This is a genomic window from uncultured Alcanivorax sp. (genome assembly GCF_947258575.1).
In the GTDB taxonomy this organism is placed as follows: Bacteria; Pseudomonadota; Gammaproteobacteria; order Pseudomonadales; family Alcanivoracaceae; genus Alcanivorax.
The window spans coordinates 295,252-307,757 of the sequence record NZ_CAMYIV010000011.1; the positions used below are offsets into that span (position 1 = coordinate 295,252).

Annotated in this window: 14 protein-coding genes; 11 read left to right on the top strand and 3 right to left on the bottom strand. The window is 58.9% G+C overall.

The window, feature by feature from the left end:
• Positions 1 to 3 precede the first annotated feature (3 nt).
• The 11 genes from Q0Y02_RS12450 to pdxJ all read left to right on the top strand — a co-directional run bounded on the left by Q0Y02_RS12450 (position 4) and on the right by pdxJ (position 10,008).
• The gene (locus tag Q0Y02_RS12450) at positions 4 to 570 is read left to right on the top strand and encodes a sigma-E factor negative regulatory protein (protein WP_297768835.1); all 567 of its coding nucleotides are present in this window, start codon (positions 4 to 6) and stop codon (positions 568 to 570) included.
• Between the two features lie 3 nt (positions 571 to 573).
• Complete coding sequence (locus tag Q0Y02_RS12455) at positions 574 to 1,539, top strand: MucB/RseB C-terminal domain-containing protein (protein ID WP_297768838.1); 966 nt, start codon at positions 574 to 576, stop codon at positions 1,537 to 1,539.
• On the top strand, positions 1,539 to 2,015 hold the full coding sequence (locus tag Q0Y02_RS12460; protein ID WP_297768840.1) for a SoxR reducing system RseC family protein: 477 nt from the start codon (positions 1,539 to 1,541) through the stop codon (positions 2,013 to 2,015). Before Q0Y02_RS12455 ends, Q0Y02_RS12460 begins: the two co-directional genes overlap by 1 nt.
• 12 nt (positions 2,016 to 2,027) lie before the next feature.
• Positions 2,028 to 3,476, top strand: coding sequence for a DegQ family serine endoprotease (locus Q0Y02_RS12465; RefSeq protein WP_297768844.1), 1,449 nt, complete (start codon positions 2,028 to 2,030; stop codon positions 3,474 to 3,476).
• Positions 3,477 to 3,742: 266 nt separating this feature from the next.
• Positions 3,743 to 5,542, top strand: a complete 1,800-nt coding sequence (lepA, locus tag Q0Y02_RS12470; RefSeq protein ID WP_297768847.1) for a translation elongation factor 4 — start codon at positions 3,743 to 3,745, stop codon at positions 5,540 to 5,542.
• The gene (lepB, locus tag Q0Y02_RS12475; RefSeq protein WP_297768850.1) at positions 5,542 to 6,333 is read left to right on the top strand and encodes a signal peptidase I; all 792 of its coding nucleotides are present in this window, start codon (positions 5,542 to 5,544) and stop codon (positions 6,331 to 6,333) included. Before lepA ends, lepB begins: the two co-directional genes overlap by 1 nt.
• A gap of 2 nt (positions 6,334 to 6,335) precedes the next feature.
• Complete coding sequence (locus Q0Y02_RS12480) at positions 6,336 to 6,716, top strand: DUF4845 domain-containing protein (RefSeq protein WP_297768853.1); 381 nt, start codon at positions 6,336 to 6,338, stop codon at positions 6,714 to 6,716.
• Positions 6,713 to 7,399: a ribonuclease III gene (gene rnc / locus Q0Y02_RS12485; protein ID WP_297768856.1), complete on the top strand. Its 687-nt coding sequence runs from the start codon at positions 6,713 to 6,715 to the stop codon at positions 7,397 to 7,399. Before Q0Y02_RS12480 ends, rnc begins: the two co-directional genes overlap by 4 nt.
• Positions 7,392 to 8,300, top strand: coding sequence for a GTPase Era (era, locus tag Q0Y02_RS12490; RefSeq protein WP_297768859.1), 909 nt, complete (start codon positions 7,392 to 7,394; stop codon positions 8,298 to 8,300). The genes rnc and era overlap by 8 nt, the downstream gene beginning before the upstream one ends.
• Positions 8,301 to 8,464: 164 nt before the next feature.
• Positions 8,465 to 9,127, top strand: coding sequence for a DNA repair protein RecO (gene recO, locus Q0Y02_RS12495; protein WP_297768862.1), 663 nt, complete (start codon positions 8,465 to 8,467; stop codon positions 9,125 to 9,127).
• 149 nt (positions 9,128 to 9,276) lie between these two features.
• The gene (pdxJ, locus tag Q0Y02_RS12500) at positions 9,277 to 10,008 is read left to right on the top strand and encodes a pyridoxine 5'-phosphate synthase (protein WP_297768865.1); all 732 of its coding nucleotides are present in this window, start codon (positions 9,277 to 9,279) and stop codon (positions 10,006 to 10,008) included.
• 417 nt (positions 10,009 to 10,425) lie between these two features.
• On the opposite strand, the gene Q0Y02_RS12505 is transcribed toward pdxJ, so the two are convergent.
• The 3 genes from Q0Y02_RS12505 to Q0Y02_RS12515 are packed head-to-tail and all read right to left on the bottom strand — an operon-like array spanning position 10,426 to position 12,365.
• Entirely contained in the window at positions 10,426 to 11,226 is an 801-nt protein-coding gene (locus tag Q0Y02_RS12505; RefSeq protein ID WP_297768869.1) for a DUF4198 domain-containing protein, read from the bottom strand.
• A gap of 29 nt (positions 11,227 to 11,255) precedes the next feature.
• Positions 11,256 to 11,744, bottom strand: coding sequence for a DUF2271 domain-containing protein (locus tag Q0Y02_RS12510; RefSeq protein WP_297768872.1), 489 nt, complete (start codon positions 11,742 to 11,744; stop codon positions 11,256 to 11,258).
• A gap of 12 nt (positions 11,745 to 11,756) precedes the next feature.
• The gene (locus tag Q0Y02_RS12515; protein WP_297768877.1) at positions 11,757 to 12,365 is read right to left on the bottom strand and encodes a PepSY-associated TM helix domain-containing protein; all 609 of its coding nucleotides are present in this window, start codon (positions 12,363 to 12,365) and stop codon (positions 11,757 to 11,759) included.
• Positions 12,366 to 12,506: the final 141 nt, after the last annotated feature.

The window sequence follows — 12,506 nt, forward strand, 5'->3', positions numbered from 1 at the left end:
TGTATGAGCAGGGACCTGGAAACACTGTCTGCGTTCCTTGATGGGGAAACCAGCGAGCTGGAAACCCGTCGGGTAATGCGTGATATCGACAATGCCGATCTGGATGCACTGTCTCGTTGGCAGCTTGCCCGGGATGTGATGCATAAGCAGCCATCCACGAGCGTGCCCGCGGGCTTCAACGCCAGCCTGTCTGCGGCACTGGCCGCCGAACAGGCGCCAGCGCGTCGCCCGGCCTGGCTGGGCAGCGTGAGCCGTCTGGCGGTGGCTGCGTCCGTGGCAGCGGCTACGGTGGTGGGCTGGCAGAGCTGGGATGCAACCCAGTCTCCCGGTGCTGCGCCGGTGATGGCGTCGGCCCAGGATAGCCGCATGAGCCGTCCGTTTGCGGAGGCGTCGCTGGTATCCCGGTCTTTCAATGGCAACAATCCGGTGGCAACACCGGCAGCCCAGGTCCAGCCTCGTGGTAACGACATGTTGCTGCGGCACAGTGAGTTTGCGGCCCGTAACAGTGGCCAGGGGATGATGCCTTTTGCTCGCCTGGTCAGTATGGACGCACGCAGTGGAGCCCGCTAACGGATGATGCTGCGCGCACTCGCCCTTTCCCTGTCTCTATGTACGCCCCTGGTGGCGCTGGCGGATGATTCGTCGGCGCACAACCAGCTTCAGGCCATGGCCGAGGCCAACCGTTCCCTGAGTTACACCGGTCGCTTTCTTTATCAGTTCGGCGCTGAAATCAGCACCATGGAAGTCAGCCACGCGGTTATCGAGGGTCGCCAGTACCAGCGTCTGACCCATCTGGACGGCCGCCTGGTGGAAGTGATCCGCCGTGGTGACGAGGTGCTCTGTCTGCACCCGGATCGCAGTCTCACCCGCCTTAATAGTCAGCAAGCCGGCCCCCTGGCATTGGGGGATCGCCTGGCCAGTGACCTGCCGGAACAGTACAACATCCTGGTGGATGGTGATGGCCGGGTAGCCGGCCGCCATGCCACTCGTATGCGGGTGGCGCCGCTGGATACCCATCGTTACGGGTATCGTTTGTGGCTGGATCAGGAATCCCGCCTGCTGCTCAAATCCGAAATCGTGGATGGTAGTGGTGTAGCCCTGGAGCGCGTGGAATTTGTCACTCTCACCTTGTCACCGCAGCTGGGTCTCGATCATTTCGCAGTGCCGGAAGCTCGCCATGAAAAAGCGCTGGCGCCGGTAGCCGAGTCTCATCCTTCCATGAAGCTGACCGTCAGTCCGGAATGGCTGCCGGCCGGTTTCCGTGCCATGAAGCAGGATTGGCGGCAGGCGACAACGGATCGCGCGCCGGTGGCGGCCCGTGGTTTCAGTGATGGCCTGGCGGCCTTCACGGTGTTTGTGGAAGCTATTGGCGAGAACAGCGTGGAAGAGGGGGTCAGCCGGGTTGGGCCGACGGTAGCGGTAAGCCGCCGCCTGGCCGCCCCCAGCGGTGTTTATCTGGTGACCCTGGTCGGTGAAGTGCCTCAGAGTACGGCGCTGCGTGTGATCGATGGCATCAGCGTCAGGGACAGCCAACCGTAATGCTTCTGGAGCAGGGCACAGTGGTCGCGGTGGAAGCCGAAGCCATCTGGGTAGAGACCATACGTGCCTCGACCTGCGGTGCCTGCAAGGCCAAGGCCGGATGCGGCCACCATCTTGTCAATCAACAGCAGAGTGGGCAGCGTGCCCACCTGCGTGTTCCTGTTTCTTCCCGTGAGATTCATCAGGTCGGTGATACGGTGCAATTGGCACTGCCGGAAGGCGCGCTCATGCGTGGCGCCCTGTGGGTCTATGGTCTGCCGCTGGCTCTGCTGGTGGGCGGGTCTGTGCTGGGGACGTTGCTGCCGGTGACGGCGTTTGATGCATCGGCCCTGTTTGGCATGGGTGGCCTGGTGCTGGGGTTTGTAATCAACCGTGTACTGAGTCGAAGCGCGAGTCATAATCGGGCTTATCAGCCGTATCTGGTGACATCCGGGGACGACGGTTGCCAGGCGGTTGTGGTGCAGCCTGCAAAATAAAAGGAGAGCCCAATGAGCGGATTTCAGCGAGTGGCGACACTGTGTCTGGTGATTTTCACGGGCCTGTTGGTGGCTTGTGCCGAGCCGGAGAGCAAGGCTTCCCGGGAACGGGCCGAACCGCTGGTAACCGGCCTGCCGGATTTTACCCGCCTGGTGGAGAAAGAAGGCCCGGCGGTGGTGAATATCAGCACCATCACCCGTCAGAGCGAAGAATCTGTTCGTGATCAGCTTGATCAATTGCCGGAATTCTTCCGTCGCTTTTTTGAACAGTTCGGAGGTGAAGACGGCGTGCCCTCCATGCCTCAGGAACGAGAGGCGCGTTCGCTGGGGTCCGGTTTCATAATTTCCGCCGATGGCTATGTCCTCACCAATAACCATGTGGTGGCCGAGGCGGATGAAATCATTGTGCGTCTGCAGGATCGCCGTGAGCTGAAGGCCGAGCTGGTCGGTGCCGACGAACAGAGCGATCTGGCCTTGCTGAAGCTGGATGGCGAAGACCTGCCGGTGGCCAATATCGGGTCCTCTGACGATCTCAAGGTCGGCGAGTGGGTGCTGGCCATTGGTGCGCCTTTCGGCTTCGACAGCAGCGTCACTGCCGGGATTGTCAGCGCCAAGGGCCGCAGCCTGCCCAATGACAGCTATGTTCCCTTTATACAGACCGATGTGGCGATCAACCCGGGCAATAGTGGCGGCCCGCTATTCAATCTGAGCGGAGAAGTGGTGGGCATCAACTCCCAGATCTTCAGTCGTTCCGGTGGCTATATGGGGGTCAGTTTTGCGATTCCCATTGATATGGCCATGGACGTGGTCAGCCAGATCAAGGAGTACGGTAAGGTCAGCCGTGGCTGGCTGGGTGTGCTGATTCAGGAAGTGGATCGCGATCTGGCGGAATCCTTCGGGCTGGATCAGCCAAAGGGGGCGTTGGTCTCCCAGGTGCTGGAAGGCTCCCCCGCTGAGGCGGCCGGTATCCAGGCCGGTGACATCATTGTCTCGTTCAACGGTGAAACCATCTATCGCTCCTCCGAGCTGCCTCGCTGGGTTGGTCGGGTGAAACCGGAAACGGATGCCGACATGGTGGTCATCCGCGACGGCAAGGAAAAGGAACTGGAAGTGACTATTGGGCTGCTGCCGGACGACCCGGAGATGGCTCTGCGTGGTGCCGCCGGCCAGGCTGCGCCGGATGGCGCCAATGCTCTGGGGCTGAAAGTGCGCGCCGCCAGTGCCGCCGAGCTGAGCCGCCTGGATCTGAAAGCCGGGGTGATCGTCACCGAGGTGGGTGATGGCCCGGCCGCCAAGGCAGGCATTGCCAGCGGGGATATTCTGGTGACGCTGAACAATGAACCGGTGAACGACCCGGAATCCTTCGGTGAGGTGGTGGCGGCTCTGCCCGAGAGCGGCACCGTGGCCGCCCTGATCAACCGGGACGGCAATCCCCGTTTCCTGCCCATAAAGTTGCCCTGAGGGCCTCCCAGCAGACTCACAGCGCTGCAGGAACGGAGCCGTGGCCCAGTACGCACGTATTACAGTGCGGCCCGAAGGGTGAGTGTAGTGAATAACCTATGCTTGCATGGCGAAATTGGGCCTCTGCCCCGTTCCCATGCAAGCTGTTGTCATGCGCTGGCGGGCACAGGATAGCCAACCCCCGTGCAACCCCCTCCCGTTCAGGCTAGAATCGCGCCCCACTGCGTGCCGTTTTCACGGCAACACTCTTTTGTGCAACAGGCCCTATGACTGACATCAAGAATATTCGCAATTTCTCCATCATCGCCCACATTGACCATGGCAAATCCACCCTGGCGGACCGCTTTATCCAGGTCTGCGGGGGGCTGACCCAGCGCGAGCTGAAAGAGCAGGTACTGGATTCCATGGAGCTCGAGCGTGAGCGGGGCATCACCATCAAGGCCCAGAGCGTGACGCTCTATTACAAGGCCCGGGATGGGGAAACCTACCAGCTGAATTTCATTGATACCCCGGGACACGTGGATTTCTCCTATGAGGTATCCCGTTCCCTGTCCGCCTGTGAAGGGGCCTTGCTGGTAGTGGATGCAGCCCAGGGCGTGGAAGCCCAGTCCGTGGCCAACTGCTACACCGCTATCGAGCAGGACCTGGAAGTGCTGCCGGTGCTCAACAAGATTGATCTGCCCCAGGCTGAGCCGGATATGGTGATCAACGAGATCGAAGAGATCATCGGCCTGGATGCTCACGATGCCTGCCGGGTTTCCGCCAAGACCGGGGTTGGCGTGGATGATCTGCTGGAGCAGTTGGTGGAACGCATTCCCGCCCCTGAAGGCGAGCGGGAAGGGAATATGCAGGCGCTGATCATCGATTCCTGGTTCGATAACTACCTGGGCGTGATTTCCCTGGTGCGGATGAAGCATGGCCGCCTGAAAAAAGGCGACAAGATTCTGGTGAAATCCACCGGGCAGACCCATGTGGTGGATCAACTCGGTATCTTTACGCCGAAACGGACCGAGACCAAACACCTGGAAGCCGGGGAAGTGGGCTGGGTGAGCGGCAGCATCAAGGATATTCATGGTGCGCCGGTGGGCGATACCCTGACTCTGGCCAAGACCCCGGATGTGCCGGCTCTGCCGGGCTTCAAGAAAGTGAAGCCACAGGTGTATGCGGGTATGTTCCCGGTCAGTGCCGATGATTACGAAGACTTCCGTGATGCCCTGGCCAAGCTGACCCTCAACGATGCCTCGCTGTTCTATGAACCGGAAACCTCCGATGCCTTGGGCTTCGGTTTCCGGGTGGGCTTTCTGGGCATGCTGCACATGGAGATCATCCAGGAGCGTCTGGAGCGCGAATACGACCTGGACCTGATCACCACCGCGCCCACGGTGGTCTATGAAATCCTGCTGGTCGATGAATCCGTGCTTTACGTGGATAACCCCTCAAAGCTGCCGGACGCCAACAAAATTGAGGAATTCCGTGAGCCCATCGCCCGCGTCAACATCCTGGTTCCCCAGGAGTTTGTGGGCAATGTGATTACCCTGTGTGTGGAGCGCCGGGGCTCGCAGATCAATATGCAGTATCTGGGCAAACAGGTGGCGCTGACCTACGACATCCCCATGGCCGAAGTGGTGCTGGATTTCTTCGATCGCATCAAGTCCGTGAGCCGGGGTTTTGCCTCCATGGACTATGCCTTCGAGCGCTTCGAAGCCACCAAGCTGGTGCGGGTTGATGTACTGATTAACGGCGACAAGGTGGATGCCCTGGCGATGATTTGTCACCTGGACCAGTCCGCCTATCGCGGCCGGGCCCTGTGCGAAAAGATGAAGGAGCTGGTGCCGCGGCAAATGTTTGATGTGGCCATTCAGGCGGCCATCGGCAACAAGGTCATTGCTCGCCAGACCGTCAAGGCATTGCGCAAGAATGTGACCGCGAAGTGCTACGGCGGTGACGTATCGCGCAAGAAAAAGCTGCTGCAGAAACAGAAAGAAGGTAAGAAACGCATGAAGCAGGTGGGTAATGTGGAAATCCCCCAGGAAGCGTTCCTTGCAGTACTCAAGGTGGATGATTGATGGATATCGATATTGGTTTCTGGCTTTCCCTGGCGCTGCTGCTCACCGTTACAGTCTGGGTCATCGACAAGATCTTCAAGCTCAAGCAGAAAGGCGGGCGCGTGGAAGGGGCTGTGGAAACCTCAAATTCCCTGATTTCCGTTTTCTTCGTTGTGCTGGTAATTCGCTCCTTCATCATCGAGCCATTTACCATCCCGTCCGGATCCATGCTGCCGACCCTCCAGGTGAACGACTTCATTCTGGTGAACAAATTCGCCTACGGCCTGCGCCTGCCGGTGACCAACACCAAGATTGTCGAGACCGGTGAACCCCAGCGTGGCGACGTTCTGGTATTCAAATTCCCGGAAAATCGCAGCCAGAACTTCATCAAACGAGTGGTTGGTCTGCCTGGTGATAGCGTGCAGGTAAAAGACAACATGGTCACGGTCAATGGCGAACCGGTGAAGCGGGAGCTGGCCCGGGAGTGGGAAGGCTCCGGTGCCTGGCGGCGCGAGTATGTGGAGCAACTCGGTGACAGCCGCCACCTGATATGGCAGGAAGGCAAGATCAACCCCTTCACCGGCCGCAAAGTGCCGCAGAGCCGGACTCAGGGTGAATGGCAAGTGCCGGAAGGCGCCTACTTTGTGATGGGCGACAACCGGGATAACAGTAACGACAGCCGATTCTGGGGTATAGTCCCGGAAGAGCTGGTAGTGGGGGAGGCTTTCCTGATCTGGATGCACTGGAAGCCGATCTTCTCGATACCCAGTTTTTCTCGTAATGGCGCCATAGACAAGGTGGAGGCGAACTAACAATGATGACAAAGCCATCACAGCAACGTGGGATCTCTTTGGTGGGTTGGGCGGCGATACTGCTGGTTGCTGCTGTCCTGGGCACTGCAACACTGCGAATGGTGCCCGCCTACATGGAACACAACACCATCTCTTCGTCAGTCAAGTCCTTGATGCAGGATAGCAAGACCGCATTGATGTCACCCCGAGAGGTGCGTGACGCGCTGAGAAAGCGGTTCTCCATCAATCAAGTCACCGTGATAAACGTCGAGGATCTGGCAATCACCAAGGATGCCGGGGTGCTCAAAATTACTACTGATTATGAAGTCCGCGAACCCATGTTCTACAACGTCAGTATCGTGATGACCTTTCAGGACGAGTTCAGCAAAGACGTTCGCCAGTGAATAATGATCTCGACAGGTTGATGGCTCGCTTGGGCTATCGTTTCAATGATATTGAACTGCTGGCACTGGCACTGACCCATCGCAGTGTCAGCCGCCATCGCAACTACGAACGCCTGGAATTTCTTGGTGATGCCCAGCTCGGGCAAATCATTTCCATTGCCTTGTTTGAGCGCTTTCCGGATGCGGCAGAAGGGCAACTCACCCGGATGCGGGCCTCGCTGGTTCGCGGCCAGACTCTGGCCCTGGTGGCGCGAGAACTGGGCCTGGGAGATTATCTGGTGCTGGGCGGTGGCGAACTGAAAAGTGGTGGCTTTCGCCGCGATTCCATTCTTGCTGATTCTCTGGAAGCGATAATCGGTGCCATCCTGCTGGACGGTGGTGAGTCACCCTGCCGGGACGTGGTGTTGAACTGGTTTGATGAACGGCTGCAGATCATTACTCCGCAGAGTGCCCAGAAAGATGCCAAAACCCGCCTGCAGGAGTGGCTGCAGGCCCGCAAATTCGAATTGCCCACTTACCAGGTCACTCAGGTGGAGGGTCTCGCTCCCAAGCAGACCTTTGAAGTGACCTGCGAACTGGAGCAGATGCAACAAACCTTCAAGGCCCAGGGAGCCAGTCGCCGCAAGGCCGAGCAGCAGGTCGCGGCCACTGTCCTGAGCTGGCTGGAGCAGCAGTATGACTGACGTAACACCGACCCGTTGTGGAATGATCTCCATCGTTGGTCGCCCCAACGTGGGTAAATCTACCCTGATGAATCACCTGATCGGGCAAAAGGTCAGCATTACCTCGCGCAAGCCGCAAACCACCCGTCACCGTATCCACGGTATCCATACCCGTGACAACTATCAGATTATCTTTGCGGACACCCCGGGGATTCATACCGGTCAGGAGCGAGCGCTTAATCGGGCCATGAACGAGGCCGCAGTATCCACGCTCAGTGGCGTGGATGTGGTCTGCATGATGGTGGATGGCCTCAAGTGGACTCCGGCAGATGAGTATGTGTTGTCGCTACTGCCCGAACACCCGGAAATGCCGGTGCTGCTGATCATCAACAAGGTGGACAGCCTGGACGACAAGGCCCAGTTGCTGCCGCATATAGAAGCGCTTACCGAGCGTTACCCTTTCGATGCTGTGGTGCCTGTGTCTGCGCTCAAGGAACAGAACCTGATGGAGCTGGAAAAGGCGCTGGTCGAGCGCTTGCCGGAAGGGGAGTTCTGGTACGACGAAGACCAGCTAACCGACCGCAGCCTGCGCTTCATGGCGGCAGAAATTATTCGTGAAAAAGTGGTGCGCCAGCTGGGCCAGGAGCTGCCCCATCAGGTCAGCGTGGAAGTGGAAATGTGGGAAGAGGGCGCCCGCGTCACTGAAATTTCTGCCGCTATCCTGGTGGAACGTCGTGGCCAGAAAAAGATTCTCATTGGTGATGGTGGTGACCGTATCAAGCAGATCGGCACCCAGGCCCGGGAAGACATTGAGCGCCTGATTGATCGCAAGGTAATGTTGAATCTATGGGTGAAGATCAAGGCTGGCTGGTCCGACGATGCCCGGGCGTTGCGCTCGCTTGGCTATGACGAACGGAATTGAGCTGCGAGCTTCTAGCTACTAGCTGCTAGAAAATATTGTATTTGGCTTTAGGCGAGGCACCATTCTGAAAGCTAGAAGCTAGAAGCTAGAAGCTAGAAGCTAGAAGCTAGAAGCTAGAAGCTAGAAGCTAGAAGCTAGAAGCTAGAAGCTAGGAGCTGTCCCCCGTGAACCCCACCCTGCAACCCGCCTGGCTCTTGCACCGCCGGCCCTTCCGTAACACCAGCCTGATCGTGGAACTGTTTGTGCCCGCGCTGGGGCGTGTGGGGGCGGTGGTGCGAGGTGGGCGCAAGGATCCGTTGCTGGCACCCTTTACCCCGCTGTGGATCGAACTGAAAAGCGCCGGCGAGCTTTACAGCTTTCGTGGCTGCGAACCTCGTGGCCAACGCCTGGCCTTGCAGGGCAAGCCTCTGTATTGCGGCTTTTACCTTAATGAGCTTCTGACTCGCCTGTTGCACCGGGACGACCCGCACCCGGGGCTCTGGCCTCTTTATGAACAGGCGCTCAATGCTTTGCAGGAAGGGCAGTGGCTTGATGTGGCTCTGCGGCAATTCGAGTTGGGCCTGCTGGAGGAAATGGGCTACGGCATCGCACTGGGGTACGATATTCACGGCGAGGCATTGCGCCCTGACGGATACTACCTGCTGGACCCGCAGCAGGGCCTGTTGCCCGCACAAGAGGGGTATCAAGGCAACGATTTACTGGCCATCGTCAACGGTGACTGGCAACCGCCAGCCCGAAAAACCGCCCTCCACCTGTGCCGGGCTTTGCTGGCTCCGCACCTGGGGGACAAACCCTTGAAAAGCCGCGAGCTGTTTCGGGAGAAGTGAAAAGCAGAGTCTAGCTTTGAGCTACTAGCAACTAGCAACTAGAGAAAAAAAACATTGTGTGCCGATTCAGGCGGAGCTCCATCCTGAAAGCTAGAAGCTAGAACATCGAATTGCCCGCTACGCAAAGAATCCGTTTTAAGGTGAGTATTATGTCCAGAGTATTGCTCGGCGTTAACATCGATCACATCGCCACCCTGCGCCAGGCCCGTGGCACCCGCTATCCGGAGCCCGTGCAGGCGGCGCTGGTAGCGGAGCAGGCGGGGGCGGATGGGATTACTGTGCATCTGCGTGAGGACCGCCGCCATATCAATGACCGTGATGTGGAGTTGCTGGCGCAGACCCTGCAGACCCGCATGAACCTGGAGATGGCCGCCACCGAGGAAATGGTTGCCATTGCCTGTCGCATCAAGCCGCCCCATTGCTGTCTGGTGCCGGAAAAGCGAGAAGAGCTGACTACGGAAGGTGGTCTGGATGTGGTGGGTAACCAGGCATGGATTGCCCAGTGCTGCCAGCGCCTGGGGCAGGCGGGTATCGATGTGTCCCTGTTTATCGATGCGGATCCGGCGCAAATCCGTGCCGCCCGGGAATGTGGTGCGCCGACCATCGAAATTCATACCGGGCATTACGCCGATGCCACGGACCCGGCCAGCGAGCAGCAGGAACTGGCAAAAATTCGTGATGGCGTCGCCTATGCGCTGGAGCAAGGTCTGGTGGTTAACGCCGGCCATGGCCTGCATTACCACAACACCTTGCCCATCGCCGCTATCCCGGGCATCAACGAACTGAACATCGGCCATAGCATCATCGCCCGGGCCGTGATGTCCGGGCTGGATGAAGCGGTGCGCACGATGCGGGGTCTGATTGACGGGATTAGCCGCTAGCTCGAGCCACGCTCGTTGGATAACGAAAGGCCAAAAACTCCCAGGATCTCTGCATTTCTACGAAGCCGCTCGTGGGAGCTATTCTTGTCCCCCCGGGGGATCTGCGACATCCGAACCGAGCGTAGCGAGGCGACAGAGCTCAACCTCTATTTACCATTATTTCTGGAGAGACCTGTTCCGCTTTGGGATGCCGGATCACCTTTCGATGATTTCCGCGCAAGCGCGGTTTGCGACCCAAACTCCGTATTCGCTACGCTCAGCCTTCGGGCCGACCTACGGTCGTTACTCCCCCTACGCTACGTTCCTGCAGCGGCTTCGTAAAAGAATTAGGGATAACTGTCGCGGACAGGGTGCGGGCCGTCTGGCTCGGCCCCTCCCGCCTTGTAGCATGAAGCTTGTGGCTCGCAGCTGTTCTCTTCACATCGGCAACACTTCTACCGTTCCCAGATACTGCAGCCGTCGCTGATCGGCTTTTTTGTTGCTGACCTTGTCATCAGAGCTGGAGGCTTCCAGGTAGTAGCGACCGGCCTGGGGCCAGGTGATGGACAGCATGCCCTTGTCGTCGCTGGTCACGATCCAGTTGTCCTGGCTGTCGCGGTAGCGGGTGCCACCGGAGACCAGTTCCATCTCCACACCAGAGGCCGGTTCACCGTCCACCAGCAGGCGCCACTGTGCGGTCTCGCCGGCATAAAGGTCGTTGGGGTGAGTGAGCATTTCCAGTTCCATGCCCTTGCCGGTGGGCCGGATGGTCGTCGGCGCGCCCAGGGTGATCACGGTTTCCAGACGGTTGTGGACTTCGCTCAGTGTCACGTCACTGGCATTTTCCGGCAGCTGGGCTAACAGTGTGCCGGCATCCATACCGCGGGCGCGTTTGCGCTCACCATCCACCTGGTACATCAGAAAATAACCGGGTTTGGCCACGGCGATGCGATAGCTGCCGGGCTTGTCCAGATTCACATCGAAGACACTTCGACGGTGGCCCTTGAGGAGATTTTCCACAGTGGCGGCCTTGCCATCAGGCCCGGTCACTTCCAGGTCGTCCAGCGGGTAGGGGCGCTCTACGCCGAAGATTTCGTTGGAAATGCTGGCATCCACGGTGACCCATTGCGGTTCGGAGACACTGGTGTGGCTGGGTAGCAACCAGAGTTTGTGAGCCTGGACCGGCAAAGCGGTTGCCAGTAGCGACAGCATGCCGAGGCGTTTTAGCGTGATGTTCATGGCGTTTTTCCTTTTCATGTTTATTGGCTTCAGGGTTTTACGCTGAGCGTGACGGTGCCCAGCTCGCTGGTACCGTCAACCTGTCGTTGCTGGTGGTTTTTGGCCGGCCATTGGAAGGGCAGGTGCACCACTTCCCGGCCGCCGACTTCCCGGGAGGCTTCCACTACCAGTTGGTAGTCACCCGCGGCAAGATTCTGCAGGCTTTGCAGGTCGCTGAAATCCATCGGGTGCTTGCCAGGGCTGCGGGTGGCGCCGGTGAGACCGTCATAAGGTTTTTGCTGGCTACGGCCGGTACGTCGCCACCACTGGCGAATATCCTTGAGCCACTTTTCCTGGTCGTCGTACCACAGGCCCAGGGGCACGATGGTGCTGCGGTCGGCGTTTTCCACCCAGAAGGCCACGTAGGGAGCGTGGTATTCCGCCACCCGCAGCCGGGGGACTTCGACTTCTACCAGGAAGGTGTCGGCGCTGGCATAACTGGCCAGCAGGGAAAACAGTGCGAGGGGGAGTAAACGCATAGGACTGTCCTTTTAATGCATGAAAACCACGATCAGCAGCCAGGGCAGCACCAGCCCGGCCAGTGTGACCGGCCAGGTGGCCGGCCGGCGTTTGGCGTGCAGCATCATCAGTCCCAGGCCGGTGAGTGCGAACAGCAGGCTGGCCACGGCAAAGATGTCGATAAACCAGGACCAGGCGATGCCGGTGTGCCGCCCCTTGTGCAGGTCGTTGAAAAACGCGATCCAGCCTCGGTCGGTCTGCTCGGCCAGCACGGCACCATCATCAAGATCAATGGCCAGCCAGGCATCGCCGCCGGGCCGGGGCAGGGCCAGGTAGACTTCCCCGGCAGACCATTCGGCGGCCTTGTCGCCGACGCGGATCTGCATCTCCCGATCCAGCCAGTTGCGCACCGCAACGGGTAGGGCACCCGCTTGGTGAAAGCCGAGCTCTTCCAGTAGAGGCGCGGGCAGGGAGGCTACCTGTTCCCGGATGGCCGGGTCGGCGCTGATGGCACTGGCATGGTTCAGCGTGATTCCGGTGATGCTGAACAGCAGCAGACTGATCAGGCACAGGGCCGAGGTAATCCAGTGCCACTGGTGGAGCTGTTTTAACCAGAAGGCTTTGCGTTTCTTGTTCACCACGGAAAAGGGCTCGGCATATTTCGATGGCAGCGATGTTAATGAGAATGGTTCTTTTTAAATAGTCGTGAGGGTGTAAAGAATGTAAGGGATATTGGCGGGCAGTGAATTAAGTTCAAATAACCCTGGATTTGTTAAATGATA

Coding starts and splice junctions, on each gene's coding strand:
- Q0Y02_RS12450 (WP_297768835.1), top strand. CDS start 4: ATGAGCAGGGACCTGGAAACACTGTCTGCGTTCCTTGATGGGGAAACC.
- Q0Y02_RS12455 (WP_297768838.1), top strand. CDS start 574: ATGATGCTGCGCGCACTCGCCCTTTCCCTGTCTCTATGTACGCCCCTG.
- Q0Y02_RS12460 (WP_297768840.1), top strand. CDS start 1,539: ATGCTTCTGGAGCAGGGCACAGTGGTCGCGGTGGAAGCCGAAGCCATC.
- Q0Y02_RS12465 (WP_297768844.1), top strand. CDS start 2,028: ATGAGCGGATTTCAGCGAGTGGCGACACTGTGTCTGGTGATTTTCACG.
- lepA (WP_297768847.1), top strand. CDS start 3,743: ATGACTGACATCAAGAATATTCGCAATTTCTCCATCATCGCCCACATT.
- lepB (WP_297768850.1), top strand. CDS start 5,542: ATGGATATCGATATTGGTTTCTGGCTTTCCCTGGCGCTGCTGCTCACC.
- Q0Y02_RS12480 (WP_297768853.1), top strand. CDS start 6,336: ATGATGACAAAGCCATCACAGCAACGTGGGATCTCTTTGGTGGGTTGG.
- era (WP_297768859.1), top strand. CDS start 7,392: ATGACTGACGTAACACCGACCCGTTGTGGAATGATCTCCATCGTTGGT.
- pdxJ (WP_297768865.1), top strand. CDS start 9,277: ATGTCCAGAGTATTGCTCGGCGTTAACATCGATCACATCGCCACCCTG.
- Q0Y02_RS12505 (WP_297768869.1), bottom strand. CDS start 11,226: ATGAACATCACGCTAAAACGCCTCGGCATGCTGTCGCTACTGGCAACC.
- Q0Y02_RS12510 (WP_297768872.1), bottom strand. CDS start 11,744: ATGCGTTTACTCCCCCTCGCACTGTTTTCCCTGCTGGCCAGTTATGCC.